16 protein-coding genes are annotated in these 25,503 nt (G+C 73.5%); 13 read left to right on the forward strand and 3 right to left on the reverse strand.

Annotated features, from left to right (window positions below; translation table 11 throughout):
* Nucleotide 1: 1 nt before the first annotated feature.
* Nucleotides 2-358 (reverse strand): YciI family protein, encoded by a 357-nt coding sequence (locus ACIBKY_RS05665; protein WP_397094679.1) that lies wholly within the window; start codon nt 356-358, stop codon nt 2-4.
* 245 nt (nt 359-603) lie between these two features.
* Nucleotides 604-1,029, reverse strand: coding sequence for a 50S ribosomal protein L11 (rplK, locus tag ACIBKY_RS05670; protein WP_397094681.1), 426 nt, complete (start codon nt 1,027-1,029; stop codon nt 604-606).
* A 45-nt stretch (nt 1,030-1,074) separates the two neighbouring features.
* On the opposite strand from rplK, the gene ACIBKY_RS05675 reads away from it, so the two are divergent.
* Nucleotides 1,075-1,962 (forward strand): MerR family transcriptional regulator, encoded by an 888-nt coding sequence (locus ACIBKY_RS05675; RefSeq protein ID WP_397094682.1) that lies wholly within the window; start codon nt 1,075-1,077, stop codon nt 1,960-1,962.
* Between the two features lie 31 nt (nt 1,963-1,993).
* Here the strand turns inward: ACIBKY_RS05675 and ACIBKY_RS05680 are convergent, their stop codons facing one another.
* On the reverse strand, nt 1,994-3,160 hold the full coding sequence (locus tag ACIBKY_RS05680) for an MFS transporter (RefSeq protein ID WP_397094684.1): 1,167 nt from the start codon (nt 3,158-3,160) through the stop codon (nt 1,994-1,996).
* Nucleotides 3,161-3,264: 104 nt separating this feature from the next.
* Between ACIBKY_RS05680 and ACIBKY_RS05685 the strand changes: the two genes are divergently transcribed.
* The 12 genes from ACIBKY_RS05685 (at nt 3,265) to ACIBKY_RS05740 (ending at nt 25,477) form a co-directional block, all read left to right on the forward strand.
* Entirely contained in the window at nt 3,265-4,281 is a 1,017-nt protein-coding gene (locus ACIBKY_RS05685; protein ID WP_397094685.1) for a cysteine synthase family protein, read from the forward strand.
* Nucleotides 4,278-5,669: an argininosuccinate lyase gene (gene argH / locus ACIBKY_RS05690; protein WP_397094686.1), complete on the forward strand. Its 1,392-nt coding sequence runs from the start codon at nt 4,278-4,280 to the stop codon at nt 5,667-5,669. Before ACIBKY_RS05685 ends, argH begins: the two co-directional genes overlap by 4 nt.
* Nucleotides 5,666-6,862, forward strand: a complete 1,197-nt coding sequence (locus ACIBKY_RS05695; RefSeq protein WP_397094687.1) for an ATP-grasp domain-containing protein — start codon at nt 5,666-5,668, stop codon at nt 6,860-6,862. The genes argH and ACIBKY_RS05695 overlap by 4 nt, the downstream gene beginning before the upstream one ends.
* 69 nt (nt 6,863-6,931) lie before the next feature.
* Entirely contained in the window at nt 6,932-9,907 is a 2,976-nt protein-coding gene (locus ACIBKY_RS05700) for an amino acid adenylation domain-containing protein (protein WP_397094689.1), read from the forward strand.
* A complete protein-coding gene (locus ACIBKY_RS05705) occupies nt 9,904-10,146 on the forward strand; it encodes a phosphopantetheine-binding protein (protein ID WP_397094691.1) in 243 nt (80 codons plus the stop codon). The genes ACIBKY_RS05700 and ACIBKY_RS05705 overlap by 4 nt, the downstream gene beginning before the upstream one ends.
* Nucleotides 10,147-10,149: 3 nt before the next feature.
* Nucleotides 10,150-10,386 (forward strand): phosphopantetheine-binding protein, encoded by a 237-nt coding sequence (locus ACIBKY_RS05710; RefSeq protein ID WP_397094692.1) that lies wholly within the window; start codon nt 10,150-10,152, stop codon nt 10,384-10,386.
* Nucleotides 10,383-11,543, forward strand: coding sequence for an acyl-CoA dehydrogenase family protein (locus ACIBKY_RS05715; RefSeq protein ID WP_397094694.1), 1,161 nt, complete (start codon nt 10,383-10,385; stop codon nt 11,541-11,543). The genes ACIBKY_RS05710 and ACIBKY_RS05715 overlap by 4 nt, the downstream gene beginning before the upstream one ends.
* Before the next feature lie 2 nt (nt 11,544-11,545).
* A complete protein-coding gene (locus ACIBKY_RS05720) occupies nt 11,546-12,271 on the forward strand; it encodes a thioesterase II family protein (protein WP_397094695.1) in 726 nt (241 codons plus the stop codon).
* Nucleotides 12,268-13,629, forward strand: a complete 1,362-nt coding sequence (locus ACIBKY_RS05725; RefSeq protein WP_397094696.1) for an AMP-binding protein — start codon at nt 12,268-12,270, stop codon at nt 13,627-13,629. The genes ACIBKY_RS05720 and ACIBKY_RS05725 overlap by 4 nt, the downstream gene beginning before the upstream one ends.
* On the forward strand, nt 13,626-16,724 hold the full coding sequence (locus tag ACIBKY_RS05730; RefSeq protein ID WP_397094697.1) for an amino acid adenylation domain-containing protein: 3,099 nt from the start codon (nt 13,626-13,628) through the stop codon (nt 16,722-16,724). The genes ACIBKY_RS05725 and ACIBKY_RS05730 overlap by 4 nt, the downstream gene beginning before the upstream one ends.
* Before the next feature lie 11 nt (nt 16,725-16,735).
* A complete protein-coding gene (locus ACIBKY_RS05735) occupies nt 16,736-16,903 on the forward strand; it encodes an MbtH family NRPS accessory protein (RefSeq protein ID WP_184966286.1) in 168 nt (55 codons plus the stop codon).
* Nucleotides 16,904-16,921: 18 nt separating this feature from the next.
* A complete protein-coding gene (locus tag ACIBKY_RS05740; RefSeq protein WP_397094699.1) occupies nt 16,922-25,477 on the forward strand; it encodes an amino acid adenylation domain-containing protein in 8,556 nt (2,851 codons plus the stop codon).
* Nucleotides 25,478-25,503 lie beyond the last annotated feature (26 nt).

Genomic DNA, 25,503 nt, shown 5'->3' on the forward strand with positions numbered 1-25,503 from the left:
CTCACGTCCACTGGGCGTCCGCGAAGGGGCGCACCTCGATCGGGGACCCGCAGGCCACCGCGCACTTCTCCGCCCAGGACAGTGCCTCGTCGAGGTCGTCGCACTGGATCACCCAGAATCCGCCGAGCTGCTCCTTCGTCTCGGCGAACGGGCCGTCCGTCATCGTGGTCGTGCCGTCGGCGGGGCGTACGACCGTGCTGGCGGTCGAGGGCAGCAGGCCGCCGACGAACACCCACGAACCGGCGGACCGCATGTCGGCGGTGACCTGGTCCGTCCGGGCGAACTGCTCCTTCATCTCCTCGTCGGACGGCGTCGGCGCGCTCTCGTCGAACTGGACGGCGAGCAGGTACTTCTTCATGGCGAAACTCCTTGGAACGGATCGGCCTCTCACCTTGGCTACGAACGCGCCCGACGCCATTCGACACCATCGGGGAGAAGTTGTTGGACGCGCTTCCTGGTCTCCTACCGTCAAGGCAGGTGTTTTACCTGCGGGTACGTCCCTGCTTTTCGGTAAGCCCGGCTCCAGGGTCCGGGCCATGATCCAAGGAGACCGCACGGGCCGGCCGGAGGGGTGGTGCTCGTGCTCAGGAGGGCGCGGCGGACCTAGTCGCGGACCGTGAGGCCCATGGAGCGGGCCGTACCCGCGATGATCTTCTCGGCCTGGTCGAGGTCGGAGGTGTTGAGGTCGGGGAGCTTGGCCTGCGCGACCTCGCGGAGCTGGGCGCGGGTGATCGAGCCGCCGTTCACGTGTCCCGGGCGCGGGCTGCCGCCGTCGAGGCCGGTGACGCGGCGGATCAACGAGGCGGTGGTCGGCTGCTTGGTGGCGAACTCGAACGACCGGTCCTCGTAGACGGTGATGACCGCGGGGATCACGAAGCCGCGCCGATCCTGGGTCTGCGCGTTGTACTGCCGGCAGAACTCCATGAGGTTGATGCCGAGCGGGCCGAGGTCCTTGCCGACGCTGGCCGGGTTCGCCCCGCCGGCCTCGAGGTGCATGGTGACGACTCTGGTCACCTTGTTCTTCGCCATGTCGGGTACGCTAAAGTCTCCAGCAACTGGAGACTCAAGGGAATTATGAGCTACACGATCGGCCGCCTGGCGAAGCTGACCGGCATGCCAGTGAAGACGATCCGCTTCTACTCCGACTCGGGGGTGCTGCCCGAGCGGGAGCGGACCGCCTCCGGCTACCGGATCTACGGGGACGATGACCGGGCCCGGCTGGAACTGATCCGTACGCTGAGGGAGATCGGGGTCGATCTGGCCACGATCCGCTCGCTCGGCGACCGCCGGTTGAGAAACGTGCTCGATCTGCACCTCAAGGCCGTCGAGACCCAGCTCAAGTCGCTCCAGCGGACCAGGGCGGTGCTCAGGGCGACGCTCGGCAGGGAAGGCGATCCGGCCGAGGACGATCTGCGCAGGCTGCACGCGCTCAGCCGGGTCGGGACGGCGGAGATGGAGCTGCTGCTCGATGAGTTCGTCGACGAGGTGGGCGGCGGCATCGAGGCCCGGCACGAGTGGCTGGCCGGCATGCGCGACTGCATGCTTCCCGAACTGCCCGAGGAGCCGACCACCGCCCAGCTCGACGCCTGGCTGGAACTGGCCGATCTGCTCGCCGACGAGGACTACCGGGAGAGCCTGCGCCGCCAGAGCAAGGACTTCTGGGAGGCGGACATCGACCTGGAGGCTTGGCAGGAGACGAACGCCCAGGTCATGCGGGAGGCGCTGGCCGCGGCGCAGGGCGGTGTCGAGCCCGGCTCGCCCGAGTCGGCGGCGGTTCTCGAGCGGATCCTGATGGCCATGGGGCAGAGCCGGGAGGAGATGCTGCGCGTGTTCGACGAGCACGATCCGCGGGCGGCCAGGTTGTGGGAGCTGGTGTCGATCATCCAGGAGACGCCCTGGCCGGCGGAGCAGACGATCGCCTACGGCTGGATCGAGTCCACGCTCCGCAAGCTGGAAGGCTAGGCGTCGAGGGCGCGCTTCGCAAGCTGGCGGGCTAGGTGTCGAGGGCGCGTACGCAGGTCAGGCCGGTCAGCGCGACGAGGGCCATGACGGCGAACAGGGGGCGCAGGCCGATCTGCTGGGCGAGCAGGCCGCCCGCGATCGCCCCCAGCGGCATCGTGCCCCACGCGATCAGCCGGTAGCAGCTGTTGACCCGGCCCAGCATCGCGTCCGGGGTGATGCGCTGGCGTAGCGAGACCATGACCACGTTGGCCACCACGATGCCGATCCCGCCGACGAAGAAGCCCGCGCCGACGAGGTACGGGCTGGTGGTCGCCGCGGGGACGCCGATGAGGACCGCGCCGGCCGGCAAGGCCAGGAGGAGCGTCCGCGTACGGCCCAGCCGCCGCTCCAGCCAGGCGCCGGTCAGCGAGCCCACCAGGCTGCCCGCGGCGATGGTGCCCAGGAGCAGGCCGTACCCGGCCTCCGGCAGGCGCATCGGGCCCGTGGCGTACAGGACGAGGACGGCCGTCGTGGCGTTGCTCGCGAAGTTGAACAGGCCGGTCAGCGCCGCCAGACGGCGCAGCACCTTCTGCCGCCACAGGTAGCGCAGCCCGGCCGCCACGTCGGCGCGCAGGGTGGTGGGCTCGGCGCGCTCGACGCGGTAGGAGCCGCGTACCAGGAACAGGGCGGCCACGGCCAGCAGCCACAGGGCGGCGGGGGCGGCGAAGGCGAGCGCCGCCGAGGCCGCGGCCAGCAGGCCGGCGAGTGGCGGGCCGGCGAACTGGTTGGCGGTCAGCTCGGCGGCGAAAAGGCGGCCGTTGGCCTGGGTGAGGTGCTCGCGGGGGACGATCTGGGGGACGATCGACTGGGCCGCTGTGTCGTGGACGGTCTCGGCGGTGCCGATGAGGAAGGCGGCGCCGTACAGGAGCCAGATGGAGCCCCATCCGAGCAGGGCGGCGGCGGTCACGGCGGCGAGAAGCGCGGCGCGCGTCAGGTTGGCGGCGAGCATGGCACGGCGGCGGTCGAGACGGTCGACGAGCGCGCCGGCCGGTAGCGCGCACACGAGCCAGGGCAGGGTGACGGCGACCGCGAGGCCGGCCACGAGCGGTGGCGAGCGGGTGAACTGGACCGCGACCAGGGGCAGCGCGACCTTGAGAATGCCGTCGGCGAGGTTGGACAGGCCGGATGAGGTCCACAGCTGCCAGTAGGCGCGCGACATCGGTGCAGGGTTTCACGAAGATCGCCTGTCGTGCAATGGCCAGGCGATAGGGCGGCAATAGCGACATTTGGCGTAGTGGCCTCATCACGGGATGGAGGCCGGCCTTGACAGAAGCGACAGCGGCATACCAGAACCCCCGCCTGGTACGACTGGGACCGAACCTGTGGGCTGCGTGCTTCACGCTGATGAAGCTCATCCCGGCGCGCTACATCCTGCGCCGGGCCGCCGAGCAGGGACTGCTGACGCCGGACACGGTGATCGTGGAGACCACCTCCGGCACGTTCGGGCTGGCCCTGGCGATGCAGGCGGTGCACCTCGACCGCCGCCTCGTGCTGGTCAGCGATCCGGCGATCGACGAGCGGCTGTACCGGCGGCTCACGGATCTGGGCGCGGTCGTGGACCGGGTGCCCAAAGAGGCGGGCGACGGGCCCGGCGGGTTCCAGACGGCGCGGCTCAACCGGCTGGCCGAGGTACGCGCGGGGCTGGAGCACTCCTTCTGCCCGGAGCAGTACACGAACCCGGACAACCCACGCTCCTACGCGATCGTCTCCGAACTGCTGCGCGAGCGGCTGGGCCGGGTCGACTGCGTGGTCGGGCCCGTGGGCTCGGGCGGCTCGATGTGCGGGACCGTCACCCACCTGCGCCGGACCGACCCGCACTGCCGCGCCATCGGCGTGGACACCCACGGCAGCGTGCTGTTCGGCCAGCCCGAGGGGCACCGGGAACTGCGCGGGCTCGGCATGAGCGTGCTGCCGGCCAACCTCGACCACCGCGTCTTCGACGACGTCCACTGGTGCTCGGCGGCCGCCGCCTACCAGGCCACCCGCGAACTCCACCAGAGCCACGCCCTGTTCATGGGCCCGACCAGCGGTGCCGCGTACCTGGCCGCGCGCTGGTGGGCGCAGCAGAACCCGGAGGCGCTCACGGTCGTGATGATGCCGGACGAGGGCTACCGCTACCAGGACACCGTCTACGACGACGCCTGGCTGGCCGAGCACCGCCACGACCGGCTGCTCCTGCCCGCCGAACCCAAGATCGTCAACCTGGCCGCCGCGGCGGACGCCGCCTGGACCGGGTTCGCCTGGGGACGGCGTTCCTACGGCGAGGTCGTGGGGTCGTGAACAACGACGCCGGGCGCATACTCGGCGAGCTCGGGCTCAGGACCAGGCAGGTCGTGTACGGCACCGCCGACCCCGACGAGCTCCCGATGATCATGAAGGTGGACCGGGCCCACCTGGTGATGCTCGCCGAGCGGCGGCTCATCGGCAGGAAGGCGGCCGCGGCCCTGCTGCGCTGCCTGGAGGCCCTGACCCCCGCCGACCTGAGCGGGCGCCCGGCACCCCGCGGCACCTACCTGATGTACGAGGGATACCTGATCGAGCGGCTCGGCCCCGACGTCGGCGGCGTCCTGCAGACCGGCCGCTCGCGCAACGACCTCAAGGCCACCATCACCTCACTCCGGTGCCGCGCCTGGCTGCTGGACTTCGCCGAGCAGGCCATCCGCCTGGAGGCGATCCTGCTGGCGCGGGCCCGCGCCCACCAGCCGGTGGTCATGCCGGTGTACACGCACTTCCAGGCGGCCATGCCGATCACGTACGGCTACTACCTCCTGGGAGTGGCGCGGGCGGTGGGCAGGGAGATCGACGCGCTGGCGGCCGCGGCAGGCGGGCTGCACATCTGCCCTCTCGGGGCCTGCGCCGTCGCCGGTACGGACCTGCCCATCGACCCGTCGCGCACCGCCGGCCTGCTCGGCTACATCGACGCCAGCCGGCACGCGCTCGACGCCGTGGCCAGCCGGGACGCCGTGCTGCGCATGCTGGCCTCGGCCGCCGCGCTGAGCGTGGTGCTCAGCAGGCTGGCCACCGACCTGCAGCTGTGGAGCACGGCGGAGTTCGGCTTCATCGCCTTCCCCGACCGGCTGGTGGGAGGCAGCTCCGCCATGCCGCAGAAGCGCAACGCCTTCCTGCTGGAACACCTCAAGGCCAAGCCGGGACGGGCGATCGCCGCGTGGGCCGGGGCGGCGGCGGCCATGGCGGCGACGCCGTTCACCAACACGATCGAGGTCGGCACCGAGGCCATGGAGTGCGTCTGGCCGGGACTGGCCGCCGTCGAGCAGGCGGTGCAGCTCGCCCAGGTCGTGGTCGGCGGGGCCAGGCCCAACGCCGACCGGATGGCCGAGCGGGCGGCGGGCGGCTTCACGACCGCGACCGCGCTGGCCAACCGGATGGTCCGCGACGGCGTGCCGTTCCGCACCGCGCACCGCGAGGTCGGCGCGGCGGTGCGCGCGGCACTCGACGCGGGCACCACCTCGCTGGCGGACCTCGACCTCGCCCAGGTCGTCCGCGAGCAGGCCCACGGCGGCGGGCCGGGCGCCTTCGCCGAGCCCTACCAGCGTGCCTACGCCTCATGGGTCCGCCACCGCCGTTGGTGCCTGGACTGGCGCGACTCGCAGGCCGAGGCCGACGCCGCACTGGCGACGGCCGTGACGAGCGTGATGGAGCAGGCATGAGCTGGTTCGTGCTCGTCGAGAGCAACACCACCGGGTCCGGGCGCGTGTTCTGCGAACGCGCCCGCGAGCTGGGGCTGCGGCCGGTCGTGCTGGCCCGCGACCCCGCCCGCTACCCCTACGTGGCCGCCGACGGCATCGAGGCCAGGCGGGTCGACACCGGCGACCCCGCGGTCGTGCTGGCCGCCTGCCGCCGGCTCGGCGGCCAGGTCGCGGGGGTGACCAGCAGCTCCGAGTACCACATCGCGACCGCGGCCGAGGTGGCCGGACGCCTCGGCCTGCCGCACCCCGACCCCGGCGCCATCCGCGCCTGCCGCGACAAGGCGGTCCAGCGGGCCGTGCTGCGCGAGGCCGGAGTGCCGAGCGCCGCCTTCGCGCCCGCCCGCACGCCCGGCACCGCCGTCGCGGCCGCCCAGCGCATCGGCTTCCCCGTCGTCGTCAAGCCCGTGGCGGGATCGGGCTCGGTCGCCACCCGCCTGTGCCGGGACGCGGCCGAGGTCGAGGCGGCCACCCACCACGTCCTGAACACCGACGGGCTGCCGCCGCAGAGCGCGGTCATGGTCGAGGAATACCTGCGCGGCGCCGAATACTCGGTCGAGACCTTCGACGACCAGGTAGTCGGCGTCACGCGCAAGCACCTCGGCGCGGAGCCGTACTTCGTGGAGGTCGGGCACGACTTCCCCGCGCCGCTCGACCCGGCCGCGCGCGCCGCGGCGGGCGAGCTCGCGCACGCCGCGCTGAATGCGCTGGAGCTGTGCTGGGGTCCCGCCCACGTCGAGATCCGGTACGGCGCCGCCGGCGCGCGCATCGTCGAGGTCAACCCCCGGCTGGCCGGCGGCATGATCCCGCGCATGGTCGAGGAGGCCACCGGGATCGACCTCATCCGGCACACGGTCGCCAAGGCCGCCGGCCGCGACGAACCCCTGCGGCCCACCCGGGAACGCGCCTCCTCGATCCGGTTCCTGGTGGCCGGCGAAGAAGGCACCTTGACCGGGATCGACGGGACCGAGGACGCCGGCCGCGTGCCCGGCGTGGTCGAAGTGGGCCTCACCCGCCTGCCCGGCCAGTACCTGGTGCTGCGCCGCTCGTTCCAGGACCGGCTCTGCTACGTGATCGCGGCCGCCGACACCGGCGCCGCCGCGGCCAGGGCCGCCACGACAGGAATCCACGCACTGAAGGCACGCATCACGACATGAGCGCGATAGGGCGCCGATAGGGAGACGAAGGGCGGTCCGACCACCGTGAATACAGCGAACGGAGGAGCGGTGAAGACGGTAACGGCGCTGGTGGAAGCGCGGGTGGCGACCTCGCCCGACGCGATCGCGATCGTGGACTCGACCGGATCGACATCGTACGGCGAGCTGAACCGCCGGGCGGACGCCGTGGCGGCCCGGCTGCGCGCGAAGGGCGCCGGCCCCGGTTCGATCGTCGGCGTCCGGCTGGGCCGGTCGGCGGCGATGGTCACGGCCTGGCTCGGCGTCCTCAAGGCCGGGGCCGCCTACCTGCCCCTGGACGGCTCCTACCCCGAGGCGCGGCTGCGCTTCATGCTCGACGACTCGGGCGCCGAGCTGGTCCTTTCCGAAGCGGACGTCCTTGGGATCGACAGGCCCGAGGCCCCCGGGTCCGACGCGCCCGCAGCGCGCGTCGAGCCCGGGGACCTGGCCTACGTGATCTACACCTCCGGCTCCACGGGCCTGCCCAAGGGCGTCATGATCGAGCACCTGAGCATCGCCAACACCTTGGAGTGGTACGCCGACGTCCTGGGCGTCCGCCCGGGTGATCGGGTGGGGCAGACGGCGGCGAGCGGGTTCGACATCGCCGGCTGCGAGATCTGGGGCGCCCTCATCGCCGGCGCCGAGCTGCGCATCGCCCCGGAACAGGCCAGGAAGTCGCCAGAGGAGCTCTGCCACTGGGCCGCGGACAGCCGCCTGGACGTGCTGTTCATGGTGACCCCGCTGGCCCAGCTCGCCATCGAGCACGGCTGGCTGGACGGCTCGTCGCTGCGCGTGCTGGCCACCGGCGGCGAACGGCTGCTGGTCGCGCCGCCCCGGGGAGCCGGCTACCGCTTCCTCAACATGTACGGGCCCACCGAGACCGCCGTGGTGGCGACCTGCACCGAGGTCGCGCCGGGCGCCGAGCTGCCGCCGCCGATCGGGGCGCCGATCGCGAACACGACCGCGTACGTGCTGGACGAGGACGGCGCGCGGGTGCCGGACGGGGCCGAGGGCGAGCTGTACCTCGGCGGCGCCGGGGTCGGCCGGGGTTACCTGGGGCGGCCGGAGCTGACCGCCGAGCGCTTCGTCGTCCGCGACGGTGAGCGGCTCTACCGCACCGGCGATCTGGTGCGCCGCCTCGCCGACGGCAACCTGCGCTTCGTCGGCAGGACCGACGACCAGGTGAAGGTCCGCGGATTCCGCATCGAGCTGGGCGAGGTCGAGGCGCAGCTGCGCGCCTGTCCCGGCGTGGGCGAGGCGGCCGTGGTCGTGTGGGAGCCGGAACGCGGCTTCCCCCGCCTGGCCGGGTACGCCTGCGGTGACTTCGACGCCGCCCGGGTACGGTCGCTGCTGGCCGAACGGCTGCCCGAGCACATGGTGCCCGCGGTGATCGTGCCGATGGCGAGCCTGCCGCTGACCCCCAACCAGAAGCTCGACCGGGCCGCCCTGCCCGATCCCGCGGACCACGCCGCTGAGCCCCGCCCGGCCGCCGGGTTCGACCCCGCGCAGGCGGCGCTGGCCGAGGACTGGCGGGAGGCGTGCGGGGTCACCGCGCGCGACGCCGAGGACAGCCTGGTCGTGCTCGGCGCCGGCTCCCTGGACCTGATCATGCTGCAGGCGCGGCTGGCGGACCGGATCGGGCTGCCCGTCCCCGCGGGTCTGCTCAACCTCTCCCAGCCGCTCAAGGAGCAGGCCCGCCTGCTGGCCGGGATCGAACCCGGCGCCCCCGTGCCCGTGCGGGCCGCGCGGGCGTACGAGGGGCCGGGCAGCCTGGGGCAGGAGGCGGTCGTCTTCCTGGAGGAGCTGACCGGCAGCGGCATGGGCTACCAGTACCAGATGATCCTGGAGGGGCCCGGCACGCCGGACGTCTCCCTGCTGGAGAAGTCGCTGCTGGCGGTCCTCAGGAACCAGGCGGCGCTGAGCTGCCGCTGGCGGATCACCGCCGCGGGCCTCGAAGGCCGGCGCGAGGAGCCCGACACCGCTCCGCTCGCGCTGCACCGGGTGGACACCGACGAGGTCGAGGCCCTGGTGACCCGCCTCGTGGACCGGCCCTTCCGCTACGACGACTTCCCCCTGGTCGGCTGGGACCTCATCCTGCACCCGGGCGGCACCGTCCTGCTCCAGCGCGAGCACCACCTGATCCACGACGGCTGGTCGGTGGGCGTCTTCCTCAGCCAGCTCCAGGCCGCCTACGACGGCACGGAGCCGCGGGAGAGCCGGGTCAGCTACTTCGACTGGGCCAGGGACCAGCGCGAGTGGGCCGACGGCGACCGCAGCGCGGCGACCAGGGCCTACTGGCATGAGCGGCTGAAGGACTGGCGCCCGGACTCCGATCCGCCCGACGAGCTGCGCACCCACCTCAGCCTCCAGCCGCTCGGCGAGGAGCGCTCGGCGCTGCTGGAGTCCGCGGCCGCGCGGCTGGGCGTCACGCCGTACGCGCTGATGCTGGCGGTCTTCCGCCAGGTCACTGCGGAGAGCGTGGTCGGCGCCAGCTTCGCCAACCGCGACGTCGACACCCAGGAGCTGGTCGGCCTGTTCGTGAACGTGCTGCCGTTGGTCAGAAACCCGGGCCACGGCGAGCACCCGGCGGACGCCGCCCGCGCCGAGATGGCCCTGGTCGTCGCGGCCGACCGGCACCAGAGGCTGCCCACGCCCGAGATCCTCCGGGTGAGCGCTCCGGGCGCCAGGAGCCCGCTCTACCCGATCATGTTCAGCCAGCACGACTCGCCGCTGCCCGAGCTGAGCCTGGGCGAATGGCGGCCGCGCGTGCGCGAGCTGGGCAACGGCCGCGGCAAGACCGACCTCAACGTGATCGTCATGAACCGCGGCCTCCAGCACGGCAGAAGCACCGGCCGCCGTGACGCGAGCGCCTACGCCCTGCGCTGGGAGCACGAGCTCACTCGATTCCCCGACCACGTGGTCACCGAACTCCAGCAGCGGTTCGTCCGGCTGCTGGACCACGCCTGCGCGCACCCGGACCAGCCGTGGCCGCCCGCCGGCGACAACCGGAACGGAGAAGCCAGATGATCGAATCACAGGTCGCCGAGATCGTCCGCAAGCGCTGGTGCGAGGTCCTGGAGACCCCGCAGGTCGCGCAGGACGACGACTTCTTCCTCTCGGGCGGGCACTCGCTGCTGGCCGTACGGCTGACCGCCGCGCTGAGGGAGGACCTCGCCGTCAGGATCCCCGTCTCGGTGCTGTTCGAGTCGAAGACCCTCGAGTGCTACGCCGGCCGGGTCGCCGGCTTCGTCCTGGCGGAAACCTGAGCGATGGACGAGCTGACCACGGCCGTGCGGGCCGCATGGGAACAGAGCCTCAACGTGTCCGTCGGCGACGACGCCGACTTCTTCCGCCTCGGCGGTGACTCGATGAAGGCCATCACCATCTGCGCCAAGGTCGAGGAGTCGTGCCGGGTACGGCCCAGGCTCAGGGTGCTGTTCGACAACCCGCGCTTCGACGCCTACGTGAACGCGGTCTCCGAAATCGTGCGGGAGAAGCGGCGATGAACGACTTCGTGCCTTCGACGTCACCGGAGGAGATGCTCAAGGACCCCTGGGTCTCGCGGGCGATCCTCGCCGAGGTACTGGACTGGCTGCGCGCGCACGCGGCGGACCGGCCCGAGCCGGAGCAGCGGGCGCTGGCCCGCGCGGCCGGGGTCGCCTCCGGGCTGTTCGCGGCGGAGTTCCCCGAGAAGTACGGGGGCTGGTCGCTGCCGGAGCTGGTCGTCGCCGATCTGCGGGAGGAGGCGGCCGCCAGCGGCCTGCCGTACTCGCGGCACATCCTGTCCTGCCCGGACGGGCCGAGCAGGATCGTGCTGTGCGGCACCCCCGAGCAGCGGGAGCGGTGGCTGCGCCCGATGATCGAGGGGCGCATGCGGCGCTGCCTGGCGATGACGGAGGAGAGCGGCGGCTCGGACGTGTCGGCGATGAGCACGACCGCGACCCGCGTGCCCGGCGGCTGGGTGCTGAACGGCCGCAAGTTCATGATCAGCAACGCGGAGACCGCGGATGCCGCGGTCGTGCTGGCCAACGTCGTGGGCGAGCCGGTGGCGGGGCCGACGTTCTTCATCTTCACCACCGACGTCCCCGGCTGGCGGATCGTCCGGCGGCTGCCGGGCATGGAACCCGGCTACGACCCGTACGAGGTCGAGCTGGACGGGCTCGAGGTGGGCGAGGAGGCGGTGCTCGGCGGTCCCGGCCAGATCGGCGGCGCGAACGGCATGGCCATCGAGTGGCTGCCCTACGGCCGGGTCTCGCTGGCCGCGCGGGCGATCGGCCTGGCCCGATGGGCGCTCGGCGTCGCGCGGGCCCACGCCTCCCGGCGCAGGATCGCCGGCGGGCGGCTCAGCGACAAGCAGTACATCCGCGAGTTCATCGTCCGCTCCGACGTCAAGATCGAGGCCTCCCGCGCCCTGATCAGGCAGGCCGCCCGCGCGCTGGACGAGGGCGGGATCGCGGTGCGCGAGGCGGCGATCGCCAAGCTCCACGCCACCGAGTCGGCCTGCGAGGTCATCGACGACGCCATGCAGACGCTCGGCGGGCGCGGCTGGCTGCAGGAGTACGGGCTGGAGCGGGCCTACCGGGAGGCACGCGTCTTCCGCATGGTGGACGGCGCCTCCGAACTGCTCAAGGAGACCATCTTCCACATCCCGGGCGGAGAATGATCATGAGCGACTGGCTTCAGCCGATCCGTGAGCAGGGCAGGGACAGGTTCGTCTTCTTCCCCTCGGCCGGTTCGAGCGCCTCGGCCGCGCTGGCCCTGGCCGACGCCGTGCCCGGCGGGTGGTCGCTGTGGAGCGTGCAGTACCCGGGACGCGGCCCCCGGCTGCGCGAGCCGCAGGCCGCGTCGGTCAGGGAGATCGCGGTGGGCTGCCTGCCCGAGCTGCTGCGGGCGCCCGGCCGCCTGCTGCTGTTCGGCCACAGCTTCGGCGCCTTCGCCGCCTACGACACCGCCCAGTTGCTGGCGGCCAAGCAGCGGCCCGCCGCCGGGCTGGTGGTCTCCGGCTCGGCGGCGCCCGGCTCGCCCATGCCCGACCTGTCGCCGGAACGGCTGAGCGCCGGATCGCTGATCGCCTCGATGACCCGCCAGGGCGGCACCGCGGCCGAACTGCTCGACAACGAGGAGCTGATGGAGCTGGTGCTGCCCGCGCTGCGGGCCGATCTCGCCCTGGGCAGGCAGTACGTGGACGACCACCCGGCGCCGCTGGCCACCCCCGTGCTCGCGCTGGCCGGGCGGCACGACCCGGTGATGACCGAGGCTCACCTGGCGACCTGGCGCCGGCACACCGCCGCCTGGCTCGGCTGCGAGTCCAACGAGGGCGACCACTTCTTCTACCTGCGGGACCCGGCGGTGCTCGCCGGGGCCGTGGACCGGCATTGGCGGGCGGCATGATCTACGACCAGGTGATGAGCTGGATCAGGAAGGACCCCGACCGGGCCTGCGTGCTGGAGGGCGGCAGCGTCTACACCTGCGGCCGGATGCTCCGGGACATCGAGGCGTTCAGGACCGAGCTGGCCCGCGCGCGCGTCGGCCCCGGCGACCTCGTGGCCGTCGCCTGCGTGGGCCGGGGGCGGGCGATCGCGGGCATGCTCGCGGCCTGGTCGGCCGGCGCCGCCTACCTGCCGCTGGCCCACGGTCTGCCCAGGGCCAGGGTGCGGACGATCGTCGACACCGCCCGTCCCGCGGTCGTGCTCACCGACGACGACGGTGACGGACCGGGCTCGGGCGGCTGCCACCTGCTGGCCGATCCGGCGCCGATCGACCCCTCGACCGCGTACGTGATCTTCACCTCGGGTTCCACCGGGAAGCCGAAGGGCGTGGTCGTCAGCCATGCCGGGCTGGGCCCGATGACCCGCTGGTACAAGGAGATCACCACGCTGGAGCCGGGTGACGTGGCGGGCCAGGTCGCGCAGCTCAGCTTCGACGCCAGCGTGCTGGAGATCTGGGGCGCGCTGGCCAACGGCGCCGCGCTCGCCGTGCCCTCGCTCGACGCCGTGCTCGACCCGGTCGACTACCAGGACTTCCTGCGCGCGCACGAGGTCAGGGCGTCGTTCGTGCCGACGGGGATGGTCGCGGGCGTGCTCGACCAGGACTGGCCGGCCGACTTCCCGACCCGCATGCTGTTCACCGGCGGCGACCGGCTCACCCGGCGGACCGAACCGCGCCACCCCTTCGTCTTCTACAACATCTACGGCCCCGCCGAGTGCACGGTCGCCGCGACCTGCCAGCGGATCGGGCCGGGCGAAGGGCCGCCGCCCATCGGGCGGGCGCTGCCGTACGTGCGGGTCCGCGTCAGCGGCGACGGCGAGCTCTGGCTCGGCGGGCCCGCCCTGGCCCTCGGCTATCTCGGCGCGGGCGACGAAGCCTTCGTCCGCCACGACGGCGAGCGCTGGTACCGCACCGGCGACCTCGTCTGCGCCGACGCCGACGGCGTGCTCCACTACCTGTCGCGCGCCGACGACCAGATCCAGATCGGCGGGCGCAGGACCGAGCCGGCCGAGATCGTCCACGCCATCCTCATGCTCGCCGGACTCACGGACGCGGTCGTCTACACCCGGGAGACACCCTCGGGAGAGGTACGGCTGGCCGCCGCCGTCACCCCGGCCACCGCGAACCGGCAGGACATCCAGCGCCACCTCCAGGACCTGCTCCCCGCGTACATGATCCCGTCGGAGATCGTCGCGATGGACGCGCTCCCGCTCACCCGCCACGGCAAGATCGACGTCGACGCCCTGAGGGGAAGCCCGTGAACCACGTCCGCGTGCCCCGCGTCCAGCACCGCCTCTGGCTGGCCGACCAGCTCACCCCCGGCGACGCCGGCTATCTGGGCAGCACCTTCCTGCGCCTGCGCGGCCCCCTCGACACCGGGGCGCTGGAGCGGGCGCTCACCACGATCGTCACCCGGCACGAGGTGCTGCGCACCTCCCTGGACACCCGCGACGGCGAGCTCGCCGGAGTGCTGAGGCCGGCCGCCGGCTTCCGCCTCGACGTGCGCCCGATCGACGAGGACGACCTCGGCCCGGCGCTCGCGGCGGAGGCGGCGACGCCGCTGGACATCTCCGCCGGCCTGCCCCTGCGCGCGCTGCTCCTGCGCCTGGCGCCGGACGAGCACGTGCTCTGCCTGACCGTGCACCACCTGGCCTTCGACCGCGGCTCGGTCGGCATCCTCTACCGCGAGCTCACCGAGCTGTACGCCGGGCGCGAACTACCGCCGATTCCCCGGCAGTTCCGCGACCTGGCCGCCGCCGACGACGCCGCGTACGACGCGGGCGAACTCGCCCCGATCGTGGCGGAGCGGCGCGACGCGCTGGCCGACCTGAGCCCGTTCGAGCTGGCCCCCGACCATCCGCGGCCGCAGGTCCGCGGCGGCGAGGGAGCGCTGCGCCACGGGTTCGAGCTGCCGGAGGAGACCGCCCGCGGGCTGGCCGAGCTCGCCCGCGCCCAGGGCGCTTCCCTGTACATGGTGCTGCTGGCGGGCGTGCACGCTCTGCTCTACCGCTACAGCGGGCGGGGCGACGTCACCACCGGCGCGTCCTCATCCACCCGGCGCGAGCCGGTGATCGGCCCGTTCTTCAACATGCTCGTGCTGCCCGGCGACGTCTCGGCGAACCCGGCCTTCTCCGAGCTGGTCGGCCGCGTGCGCGACGCCGCCCTGGACGCCTACGACGGCCGGGCGCTGGCCTTCGACTCGCTCGTCACCGAGCTGCGGGTCGAGCGCGACCCGTCCAGGACGCCGCTGTTCCAGATCCTCGTGGACCTCACCGCCCCCGTCACCCTGCCCGACCTGGACGGCGTCGAGGCCGTCGAGATCCTGACCCCCGGCGGCGGCTCCAAGTACGACCTCACGATCGAGTTCCGCCGCGAGGGCGACGGCGTCGCCTACTCCGTCGAATGGGACACCGCGCTCTACGAGAGCACCACCGTCATGCGGCTCATGGCCCACCTGCGGGCGGTGCTCGACGCGGTCGCCGCCGACCCTTCGCTGCGCGTGGACGACGTGCCCGTGCTCGCCGACGCCGAGGTGCTCGGCCTGCGCGCGCATGCCGAGCCCGGCCGGGTCGAGCTGCCGGAGCGCTGCCTGCACGAGCTGTTCGCCGAGCAGGCCGCCCGCACACCCGCCGCCCCCGCCGTCCAGGACGGCGCGCACACGCTCACCTACGCCGAGCTGGAGCGCCGGGTCGACGCGATCGCCCGCGCGCTGGCCGCCCGCGGCGTCGGCGCCGACACGCCGGTCGGCGTCATGCTGGAGCGCTCGGCCGACCTCGTGGCCGTGGTCCTCGGGGTGCTGAAGGCCGGCGGCGCGTACCTGCCGATCGAGCCCGACACCCCGCCCGCCCGCGTGCGCAGGCTCCTCGACCTGGCCGGCGCGGAGATCTGCGTGGGCGCGGGCGAGGTCGCCGAGCTGCTGCTCGGCGAGGGCCCCGACCCCGATCCGGTACGGCCCGGCCACCTGTGCGCCGTCTACTTCACCTCCGGCTCGACCGGCGAGCCCAAGGGCGTGGCCTGCACCCACCGGGGCTGGGTCGGCCAGATGGCCAACCTGCAGGAGCGCTACCAGCTCGCCCCCGGCGAGGCCGTCCTGCTCAAGACGCCCCTGACCTTCGACGACGTGGCCAGGGAGATCTTCTGGCCACTCATGGCCGGCGCCCGCGTCGTGGTGCTGCCGCCCGGCCTGCACCGCGACGCGCAGGCGCTGCTGCGGGCGGCGATCGAGCACGAGGTGGTCTGGCTGCAGTTCGTGCCGAGCATGCTGGTGATGTTCCTGGACGAGGTCGGGCCGCGGGCGCGCGAGGGCCTGCACGCCCTGCGGCACGTGGTCTCCGACGGCGACCGGCTGCGGCCGGAGACCGTCGCCGCCTTCTACGACCGGCTCGGCTGCCGGCCCAGGCTCAACAACCATTGGGGCACCACCGAGGTCTCCATCGACTCCACGCACCACGTGTGCACGCCCGCCGACGCCGACGGCGGCGAGGCGGTCTGCCTCGGCCGGCCCATGGAGAACCACGAGGTGTACGTGCTGGACCACACCCTCCAGCCGGTGCCGCACGGGGCGGTCGGCGAGCTGTGCATCGGCGGGGTCGGACTGGCCCGCGGCTATGTGGGCGATCCGGGCAAGACGGCGAGGGCCTTCGTCCCCCATCCGTGGCGGGCGGGCGAGCGCGTCTACCGGACCGGCGACACCGGACGGCTGCGCCCCGACGGCTCCCTGCAGTACCGGGGCCGGCGTGACCACCAGGTGAAGGTGCGGGGGGTGCGGATCGAGCTGGGTGAGGTGGAGGCGGCTCTGCGCGCCTACCCGGGTGTGACCGACGCGGTGGTCGCCACCTGGGAACCGCTCCCCGGTGACAAACGCCTTGCCGCCTACGTGAGCTTCGACGGGCCCGCGCCCGCGGTGAGCGAGGTGCGGGCGTTCCTGGGGGAGCGGCTGGCCCCGCAGGCGGTGCCGAGCGCGATCGTGGCGCTGCCGAAGCTGCCCAGGATGCCCAGCGGCAAGGTGGACCGCAGATCGCTGCCCGAGCCGGACCCCGACACCCTGAGCGACGAGCCGTTCGTGCCGCCGCGCACGGACACCGAGCGGGCGATCGCCGAGGTGTGGGCGACCGTGCTGGGCGTGCCCAGGCTGGGCGCCAACGACGACTTCTTCGCGATGGGCGGACACTCGCTGCTGGTCACCAGGGCGGTCAACCGGATGCGGGAGGCCTTCGCCCTCGACATCCCGCTGCGCCTGGTGTTCGAGCACTCCACGGTACGCGCCGCGGCCGCCCGGCTCGAAGAGCTGATCTTCGCCGAGATCGAGGCGATGAGCGACGACGAGGCCGCCCGCCTCATGGTCGCCGAAACGTGAGGAGGCACCCCATGTACAAGGTCGTCGTCAACGACGAGGAGCAGTACTCCATCTGGCCCGCCGCCCGGGACGTCCCCGCCGGCTGGCACGAGGAGGGCACGAGCGGCACCGAGGAGGAGTGCACCGCCCACATCGAGCGGGTGTGGGTGGACATGCGCCCGCGCAGCCTGCGCACCTGAGTCCTTGAGGGAGCGACGATGAACATCGACAGCCTTTCGCCCGAGAAGCAAGCCCTGCTGCGCAGGCGCCTGCAGGGCCGGGCCGGGGGCGGCGACGGAGGCATCCCGCGCCGCCCGGCCGGCGCCGCGCCGCTCTCGCCGGTGCAGCACGCCATGTGGGTCACCAACCAGTTCTTGGACTCGAACGCGGTCTACACCGTCCCCCGGCTGCTGCGGATCCCGGGCGAACTGGATGTCGACGCGCTGCGCCGCGCCCTCGACGCCCTGGTGGAACGGCACGAGATCCTGCGCACCGTCTACCGGGGCACGCCGCCGCTGCAGGAGGTCGCCGCTGCCGGCCCGGCCGCCCTGCGCCTGACGTCGGCCGCCGACCGGGACGAGGCGCTCGCCCTGGCTCTCGCCGAGATCGCCACCCCCTTCGACCTGGCGGAGGGCCCGGTCTTCCGCGCGCTGCTCATCCGCGTGGCCGAGCCCGGGGAGCACCTGCTCGCGCTCACCACCCACCACGTCGCCTCCGACGGCTGGTCGTGCACGCTGATGGTGCGCGAGCTCGACGAGCTGTACGGCGCCGCAGTGGCCGGCCGGACCCCGTCCCTGTCCCCGCTGCCCGTCCAGTACGCCGACTACGCCCACTGGCAGGCGCGCCGCGTCGCCGAGCGCGAACCCGCCCAGCTCGCCTACTGGCGCGCCGCGCTCGACGGCGTCCCGCAGGTCCTGGAACTGCCCACCGACCGGCCCAGGCCGACGACCGAGTCGCACGCCGGCGACGCCGTCGACCTGGAGCTCGCCCCCGAACTGAGCGGCCGGGTGCGCGCCCTGGCCGCCGACCACGGCGTCACCGTGTACACCGTGCTGCTGGCCTGCTACGCGATCGTCCTGAGGCACTACTGCGGCCAGCGCAGGTTCGCGATCGGCTCGGTGCTGTCGGGGCGCAACGCCGCCGAGACCGAGGCGCTGCTCGGCCTGTTCGCCAACGCGGTGGCGCTGCCCATGGACCTGTCGGGAGAACCGGCCTTCGCGCAACTGCTGCGCCGTACGCACGAGGTGGTCCTGGGCGCCTTCGACCACCAGGACGTCACCTTCGACCAGGTGGTGGCGGCGGTGAAGGCCACCAGGTCGGCCGCGCGCAACCCCGTCTACCAGGTGCTCTACCAGTGCTTCGAGACCGGCGAGCGGGCCGGTGAGCTGCCCGCGCTGAAGGGCGAGCCGGTCGGCTTCGCCGACCCCACCGCCAAGGTGGACCTGACGCTGATCGCGGTCAACGGCGGCGCGGGCATCGAGCTGTCGCTGAACTACGCCACCGACCTGTTCACCGCCGACACCGCCCGGCGGCTGCTCGGCTACCTGGTGAACGTCGTCGAGCACGTGGCCGCGCACCCCGGCGAGCCCGTCGGGAGCGCGGCCGTCCTGGGGGACACCGAGACGCACCTGCTCACCCACACCTGGGCCGGGCCCGCCAGAGGGGAACCACCTACCGGGACGGTGGTGAGCCTCGTCCGGGCGCAGGCGGCGGCCTCGCCCGGGGCGACCGCCCTGGTGTGCGGTGAGCAGGTGTTCAGCTACCGCGAGCTGGACGCGGTCACCGACCGGCTGGCGCGCGGGCTGCTGGCGCGGGGCGTGCGGCCGGGAGACGTGGTCGGCCTGGCGCTGCCGCGGGGCGCGGAGCTGGCGCTGTCGGCGCTGGCCGTGATGAAGGCGGGCGCCGCCTATCTGGCGCTGGATCCCGCCTATCCGGCGGCGCGGCTGGCGTACATGCTGGAGGACGTCGACGCGGCGCTCGTGATCACCGACGGCCGGACGCCGGGGGTGCGCTTCGGCGATCTGGGCGCGGAGGAGGGTGAGCTGCCCGAGCCCCGGCCGGGCGATCTGGCCTACGTGGTGTACACCTCGGGGTCGACCGGGCTGCCCAAGGGGACCGACGCCACCCACGCGGCCGTGGTGAACCTGCTGCACGGCGCGCGCGAGTACCTGGGCGCGAGCCCGGACGACCGGTGGCTGCTGCTCGCCTCGATGGGCTTCGACGCCTCGACGCTGGAGCTGTACCTGCCGCTGATCTCCGGGGCGCGTGTGATCGTGGCGCCCGAGTCGGCGCGGGCCGACGGGACCGAGCAGTGCCGGGTGATCCGCGAGCACGGCGTCACCCACGTGCAGGCCACCCCGTCAGGCTGGCGGCTGCTCATGGCCGGCGACGTCGGCACCTCGCTGCGGGTCGCGCTCTACACCGCCGAGCCCATGCCCGAGACGCTGGCCACCGAGATCAGGGCGCGGGCGCGCCGGCTGGTCAACGGCTACGGGCCCACCGAGACCACCGTCCACACCACGTACGCCGACGTGCCGGCGGGCGCGCCGCCCTTCTGCATCGGCCGGCCGATCTCCGGCGCCGCCGTCTACCTGCTCGACGAGCAGTCCCGGCCGGTGCCGCGGGGCGCGCTCGGCGAGCTGTGCGTCGGCGGGCGCGGCCTCGCGCTCGGCTACCACGGACGTCCCGGGCTGACCGCGCGACGGTTCGTGCCCGACCCGTTCGGTACGCCGGGCTCGCGCATGTACCGCACCGGCGACCGGGCCAGGTTCCTGCCCGACGGGCGGCTGGAACTGCAGGGCCGGATCGACAACCAGGTGAAGATCCGCGGAAACCGGGTCGAGCCGGGCGAGGTCGAGGCCGTGCTCCTGGCCCACCCCGGCGTCAGGCAGGCGGCGGTCGTGCCGGTCGAGGGGCCGGGCGGGCTGCGGCTGGCCGGGTACGTCGTGCCGTCCGGCACGGTCGAGGTGGCTGAGCTGCGGCGGCACCTGGCCGGGGCGCTGCCCGGGTACATGGTGCCGGCGGCGCTGGCCGTACTGGAGGAGATCCCGCTCACCCCGAGCGGCAAGCTCGACCGCAAGCGGCTGCCCGCGCCCGAGGAAGGCGGGCCGGCCGACGCCGAGCCCGCCACCGACGCCGAGCGGGCGCTCGCGCGGGTGTGGGCGGACGTGCTCGGCCGCGAGGCCGTCGGCGCCGGCGACAACTTCTTCGACATCGGCGGCGACTCCGTGCTGGCCATCTACGTCGTCGCCGGGGCCCGCGCGGCCGGGCTGGAGATCACCCCGCGCCAGGTGCTGTCGCGGCAGACGTTGCGGGAACTGGCCGCCGTCGCCGTCCCCGCCGCCGCGCAGGAGGACGACGACGCGGCCGCGGAGAGCTACCCGCTCTCGCCCCTGCAGGCCGGGATGGTCTTCCACACGCTGTTCGAGCCCGAGAGCACCGACTACATCGTGCAGTTCGTCCACACCATCGACGGCGACCTGGACGTGCCCGCGCTGCGCCGCGCCTGGGAGCACGTCGTCGCGCGCCACCCCATCCTGCGCACCACGTTCGCGTGGGACGGACTGCCCGAACCCATGCAGATCGTCCACCCCTCAGCTCCGGTACGGCTGCGCGAACTCGACTGGACCGGCGTCCCCGCGCCGAAGGTCGCCGAGCGCCTGGCCGGGCACCTGGCCGAGGAGCGCGCCCGCGGCGTCGACCTGGAGAACGAGCCCCCACGCCGCTTCGACCTGATCAGGCTGGCCGACGGCACCCACCGGCTGATCTGGCACGGCCACCACGTCCTGCTGGACGGCTGGAGCGTCCGCCTGGTCCTCGACGAGGTCCGCGAGACCTACCGGAGCCTGCGCGAGACGGGCGAACCGCCCGCGCTGCCCGAGCCGATGCCGTTCAGGAAGTACATCGAGTGGGTGCGCGGCCACGACCCGGCCGCCGCCGCCGGCTACTGGCAGGCCATGCTCGCCGACGTCACCAGCCCCACCCCGCTGACGATCCTGCCGCCCGAGCGCGGCGACGGCCGCGGCGCGACCAGCCAGGACGTGGCGCTCCTGCACGAGCGGCTGCCCGCCGAGGTCACCCGGCGGCTGCGCGAGCTGGCCCGCGAGCACCGCATCACGGTCAGCGCGATCGCCCACGCCGCCTGGGGCCTGCTGCTCAGCCGGTACGCCGGCACCCGCGACGTCGTCTTCGGCTCGACCGTCTCGGGCCGCTCCGGCGGGTTGCCCGGCGTCGAGCGGACCGTCGGGCTGCTGATCAACACGCTGCCCGTGCGGGTGCGCGTGCCCGAGCGGGCCACGGTCGCCGGCTGGCTGCGCGAGGTCCACGAGCAGCTCGTGGAGCACCGCGACCACGAGCATTGCGCGCTGGTCGAGGTGCAGCGGCAGTCGCGGGTGCCCGCGGGGCAGCGGCTGTTCCAGACGATCCTCATGTTCGAGAACTTCCCCCACAAGGAGCGGGAACCCGGCGGCCTGGAGATCGCCGCGGCCCAGACCTGGGAGCAGACCGGCTACCCGCTGGTGCTGAACGTCGGCCTCAACGACGAACTGCGGCTGCGGCTGGACTACCAGCCCTCCCGGGTCACCTCGGACGGCGCCGGGCGGCTGCTCGCCCACTACCGGATGCTGCTCGAAGCGCTGGCCGCGCGGCCCGGCGCGGCACTGGCCGAGCTGGCGCCGCTGCCCGCCGGGGAGTGGCGCGCCGTGGTCGAGGACTTCAACGACACCGCGGCGCCGTACCCTCGCGAGCGCTGTCTGCACGAGCTGTTCGAGGACAGCGCCGAGCGCGCGCCCGGCGCGGTCGCGGTCGTCTCCGGCGGGCTCTCCGTCACGTACGGCGAGCTGGACGCGCGGGCCAACCGGCTCGCCCACCACCTTCGCGACCTGGGCGTGGGACCGGAGACGCTGGTCGGCATCTGCGTCGAGCGCGGCGTGGAGATGGCGGTGGCGGTGCTGGGCGTGCTCAAGGCCGGTGGCGCCTACGTGCCGCTCGACCCGGAGTACCCGGCGGAGCGGCTGGCGTTCATGCTGGCCGACACCGCGGCCCCGGTCGTGCTCACGCAGGAACGGCTGGCCGGGCGGCTGCCCGGCCACACCGGCCGGGTGGTCGTCCTCGACGGCGAGCACGACGCGGCGCGCATCGCCGCCCGCGACCCGGGCCGCCCCGGGCGCGCCGCCCGTCCCGGCAACCTGTCGTACGTCATCTACACCTCCGGCTCCACCGGGCGGCCGAAGGGCACGCTCATCCGGCACCAGGGCATCGTCAACTACATCTGGTGGATGGTGAGCGGCTTCCCCCTCGACGACGGGGACAAGGTCCTGCAACTGGCCGGGCTGAGCTTCGACATCTCCGTCTACGAGATGTTCTGGCCCTGGGCCTCCGGGGCGGCGGTCGTCCTGGCCAGGCCCGACGGCTACCGCGATCCGCACTACATCGTCCGGGTCATGACCGAGGAGAACGTCACCGCCGCGCACCTGGTGCCCTCGATGCTGCGGGCCATGCTGCCGCTCGTGGAGGACGGCGGGTTGCCGCTGCGCTGGTTGTTCGCCAGCGCCGAGGCGCTCACGACGGACGTACTGCGCGAATGGGGCAAACGCTGCCCGGACACGCGCCTGCTCAACCTCTACGGCGCCACCGAGGTGTCCGTGGACTCCACCGCGTGGGTCTGCGACCCCGCCGCCGAGCGGGTCTCGGTGGGGAAGCCGATCGCCAACACCCGCGTGTACGTGCTCGATCCCGGCGGCGATCCGGTGCCCGTCGGGGTGGCCGGGGAGGCGTACCTGGCCGGGGACAGCGTGGGCCGCGGCTACCACGGTCGGCCCGGACTGACCGCCAAGCGCTTCGTGCCCGACCCGTTCGGGCCGCCGGGCGGACGGCTCTACCGCACCGGCGACCTGGTCCGCTGGCTGCCGGAAGGGACACTGGAGTTCCTGGGGCGGCTCGACCACCAGGTGAAGATCCGCGGCTTCCGGGTCGAGCTGGGCGAGGTCGAAGCGGTCGTCGAGACGCATCCGCTGATCGACCAGGCCGTCGTGGTCGCCCGCGAGGAGGAGGGCGCGCCCAAGCGCCTCGTGGCCTACGCGGTCGCCCGCGGCCGCACGCCGACCACCTCGGAACTGCGCGCGCACGTGCAGTCCCGGCTGCCCGACTACATGGTGCCGAGCGCCTTCGTCATGCTCGCCGAGATGCCGCTCAACCCGAACACGAAGGTGGACCGGCCGGCCCTGCCCGCGCCCGACGCCGTCCGCCCCGAACTGGCCTCGGCCTTCGTGGCCCCGCGCACCGAGGTGGAGAAGATCCTCGCCGAGGCGTGGAGCGAGGTCCTGGGCGTGCCCGACGTGGGCGTCCACGACAACTTCTTCGACCTCGGCGGCGACTCGATCCTGTCCATCCAGGTCATGGTCAAGGCCCGCCGCGCCGGTCTCGCGCTGACCCCGCGGCAGATGTTCGCCGACCCCACCATCGCGGAACTCGCCCACGCCCTGGAGAGCGCCGACGTCCCCGCCGCCGCCCACGCCGAGCAGGGCACGGTCACGGGCGCGGTCCCGCTCACCCCCATCCAGCGGTGGTTCACCGCGCTCGACTGGCCGCACGACCACTACAACCAGACGGTACGGCTGCGCTGGACCGAGACCCCCGACCCCGATCGGCTGCGCGCGGCGCTGACCCGGCTCACCGCCCACCACGACGCCCTGCGGCTGCGCCTGCGCAGGTCGCCGGCCGGCTGGACCCAGCACCTCGCCGCGACCGAGGACGCCGACCTGCTCCACGAGGGCCCGGCGCTGAGCAGCGGACTCGACCTGGAGCACGGCCCGATCGTCCGCGCGCACCTGGACGGCCGCGAGCTGACCATCACCATCCACCACGTGGCCGTGGACATCGTCTCGTGGGGCATCCTGCTCGACGACCTGGCCACCGCCTACCAAGGGCTGGAACTTCCCCAGAAGACCACCTCCTTCCGGCACTGGGCCGTCAAGCTGGCCGAGCACGCGGAGTCGGCCGAGTTCGCCGCCGAGGCCGCGTACTGGCGGATGCCGCGCCCGCAGGCGGCGCCCTTCCCCGTGGACACCCCCGGCGGCGAGAACGTCGAGTCCTCCACCGCCACGGTGGTCCGCACCCTGGACGCCTCCTACACGCAGGCGTTGCTGCGCTCGGCGCACACCGCCCACCGCACCTCCGTGCACGACCTGCTGGTGACCGCGCTGGCCCAGACGGCCGCCGACCACACCGGCAGTCCCGACGTCCACATCGACCTGGAGGGACACGGGCGCGAACCGCTCTTCGACGACGTCGACCTGTCGAGGACGGTCGGCTGGTTCACCGCGCTGCACCCGCTGCACGTCCACCTGCCCGACGCCCTCGACACCGGCCGCTGCGTCAAGATCGTCCGCGAGCACCTGCACACCACGCCGCACCACGGCATCGGGCACGGCCTGGCGGTCGAGCACGAGGCGGCCCCGATCAGTTTCAACTACCACGGCCAGGTGCGCACCGCCGCCGAGACCGGGCTGTTCACCCGGATCAGGTCGGCCGCAGGCGGCGACCGCGCGCCCGCCGGGCGCCGGCCCCACCTCATCGAGATCAACGGAGCCGTGGTGGACGGCGTCTTCCAGGTCGCCTGGAACTACTCGGCCAACCTCCACCGCGAGGAGACCGTGGGCGCGCTGGCCGACCGCTTCCTCGACCGGCTGGTCGCGCTGCTCATCCCGGCCCAGGGGCACACCCCGCACGGACGCGCGTTCCTGGACCGCTTCTTCCCCGGCATCCCGGCCACGCGGCTGCGCCTGCAGCGCCACCGGGTGCCCGGCGCCGCCGTCGCGCTCGTCGCCGACGGCACGGTGGCCGAGGCGTGGGGCGAGGGTCTCGCCTCGGCCGCCACCGGGGCGCTGGTCAGGCCGGACACCGTGTTCCAGGCGGGCTCGGTGAGCAAGCACGTCACCGCGGTCGGTGTGCTCAGGCTGGCCCAGGACGGCACCGTCGACCTCGACGAGGACGTCAACCACTACCTGCGCGGCTGGCGGCTGCCGTCCGCGGGCGTGACGCTGCGCGGGCTGCTCGCCCACACCGCGGGACTCACCCCGGACGAGTTCGGCGGGCTGGGCGCCCGGCTGCCGGACGATCCGGCACCGAGTCTGCTCGACGTGCTGGACGGCCGGCCGCCCGCGGCCACCGCGCCGATCCGCGCCGAACTGGCGCCGGGCGAGCGGTACCGGTACTCGGGCAACCACTTCGTCGTCGTCGAGCAGGTGTTGTGCGACCTGACCGGCCGGCCGTTCCCCGAGCTCATGCGCGAGCTCGTCTTCGGCCCGCTCGGCATGCGCGACAGCGGCTACGGCACCGCCTTCGCCCGTTCGCTCGGCGAGCGCGCGGCGGTCGGCCACGACCAGGACGGCCGGCCGCTCGACGGCGGCTGGCGGGTCTACCCGAGCGCCACCGGCGGGCTGTGGACCAGCGCCGCCGACCTGGCCAGGGTGGCGGCGGAGATCCAGCGGGCGCACACGGGCACCGGCCGGCTGCTCGACCGGTGGGCCGCCGGGCAGTTGCTCACCCCGGCCGCCGGGGCCGCGTACGGGCTGGGCACCGTTGTCAGGGAGGTCGACGGGATCCGCTGGTTCGGGCACACCGGGGTGGCCGCCGGGTACCGCTGCTATTCGGGGATCGGCCTTGAATCGGGGGCCGGAGTGGTCCTGATGTCGAACGGAGAATCGGGAACGGACTTCGCCATCGACCTGCTCGTGGAACTCGACGCGGGATTCCACGCCTGGGCGGAACAGTAGTCAGACTTTGCCGGGTGCCACCTGCC

It is taken from the genome of Nonomuraea sp. NPDC050394 (assembly GCF_044459065.1).
GTDB lineage: Bacteria > Actinomycetota > Actinomycetes > Streptosporangiales > Streptosporangiaceae > Nonomuraea.

What these genes read in the sequence shown, in the direction of transcription:
- ACIBKY_RS05665 (WP_397094679.1), bottom strand. Translation starts at nt 358, where the DNA reads ATGAAGAAGTACCTGCTCGCCGTCCAGTTCGACGAGAGCGCGCCGACG.
- rplK (WP_397094681.1), bottom strand. Translation starts at nt 1,029, where the DNA reads ATGGCGAAGAACAAGGTGACCAGAGTCGTCACCATGCACCTCGAGGCC.
- ACIBKY_RS05675 (WP_397094682.1), top strand. Translation starts at nt 1,075, where the DNA reads ATGAGCTACACGATCGGCCGCCTGGCGAAGCTGACCGGCATGCCAGTG.
- ACIBKY_RS05680 (WP_397094684.1), bottom strand. Translation starts at nt 3,160, where the DNA reads ATGTCGCGCGCCTACTGGCAGCTGTGGACCTCATCCGGCCTGTCCAAC.
- ACIBKY_RS05695 (WP_397094687.1), top strand. Translation starts at nt 5,666, where the DNA reads ATGAGCTGGTTCGTGCTCGTCGAGAGCAACACCACCGGGTCCGGGCGC.
- ACIBKY_RS05705 (WP_397094691.1), top strand. Translation starts at nt 9,904, where the DNA reads ATGATCGAATCACAGGTCGCCGAGATCGTCCGCAAGCGCTGGTGCGAG.
- ACIBKY_RS05710 (WP_397094692.1), top strand. Translation starts at nt 10,150, where the DNA reads ATGGACGAGCTGACCACGGCCGTGCGGGCCGCATGGGAACAGAGCCTC.
- ACIBKY_RS05715 (WP_397094694.1), top strand. Translation starts at nt 10,383, where the DNA reads ATGAACGACTTCGTGCCTTCGACGTCACCGGAGGAGATGCTCAAGGAC.
- ACIBKY_RS05720 (WP_397094695.1), top strand. Translation starts at nt 11,546, where the DNA reads ATGAGCGACTGGCTTCAGCCGATCCGTGAGCAGGGCAGGGACAGGTTC.
- ACIBKY_RS05725 (WP_397094696.1), top strand. Translation starts at nt 12,268, where the DNA reads ATGATCTACGACCAGGTGATGAGCTGGATCAGGAAGGACCCCGACCGG.
- ACIBKY_RS05735 (WP_184966286.1), top strand. Translation starts at nt 16,736, where the DNA reads ATGTACAAGGTCGTCGTCAACGACGAGGAGCAGTACTCCATCTGGCCC.
- ACIBKY_RS05740 (WP_397094699.1), top strand. Translation starts at nt 16,922, where the DNA reads ATGAACATCGACAGCCTTTCGCCCGAGAAGCAAGCCCTGCTGCGCAGG.